This is a genomic window from Shewanella sp. c952 (assembly GCF_019654975.1).
GTDB lineage: Bacteria > Pseudomonadota > Gammaproteobacteria > Enterobacterales > Shewanellaceae > Shewanella.
In genome coordinates this window covers 1-570 of sequence record NZ_BPEW01000109.1, presented here as the reverse complement: position 1 = coordinate 570, position 570 = coordinate 1, and the positions used below count along the sequence as shown (strand labels likewise).

Genomic DNA, 570 nt, shown 5'->3' with positions numbered 1-570 from the left:
CCCCTCCTTCCTTTTCTTTTTCTTCCTTTTTTCTCTTTTTTCCCTCCTCTTTCTTCCCTTTCCCCTCTTCCCTTTCTCTTTCTTTCTTCTCTCTTTTTCTTTTTCTTCCTTTTCTCTCTCTCCTTCCTTCTTCCCTTCCTTCCTTCTTCCCTCTTCCTCCCCCTTTCTCTTCTTTCCTTTCCTCTCTTTCTTTCTTCTTTCCCTTTTTTTCTCTCCCTCCCTCCTTCCTCCTCTCTCTCCTCCCTTCCCTTTTCTTCTCTTCTTCTTTTTCCTTTTTCCCCCTCCCCCCCTTCCCCCCCCCCTCCTCCCTCCTCTCCCCTCTCTCTTCCCTTCTTTTTCTCCCTTTTCTCTTTCTTCTCTTTCTTCTTTCTCCCCTTTTTTTTCTCCCTCTTTCCCCTTTTCTTTCTTCCTCCCCTTTCCCTCCTTCTTCCCTTTCTTCCTTCCTTTTCCTTCCTCTTCCCCCCCCTTCTTCTCTCCTTCTTCTTTCTTTTCCCTCTCTTCCCCCTTTCTCTTCTCCCCCTCTCCTCCCCCCCTCTCCTCTTCCTTCTCTCTTCTTCCTTCTTCTTCTTT

General features: G+C 47.4%; 1 protein-coding gene. It reads right to left on the bottom strand.

Annotated features, from left to right (window positions below; translation table 11 throughout):
- A partial coding sequence (locus K5R16_RS22725) for a hypothetical protein (RefSeq protein WP_220740566.1) occupies nucleotides 1-570 on the bottom strand: 570 nt, incomplete at both ends.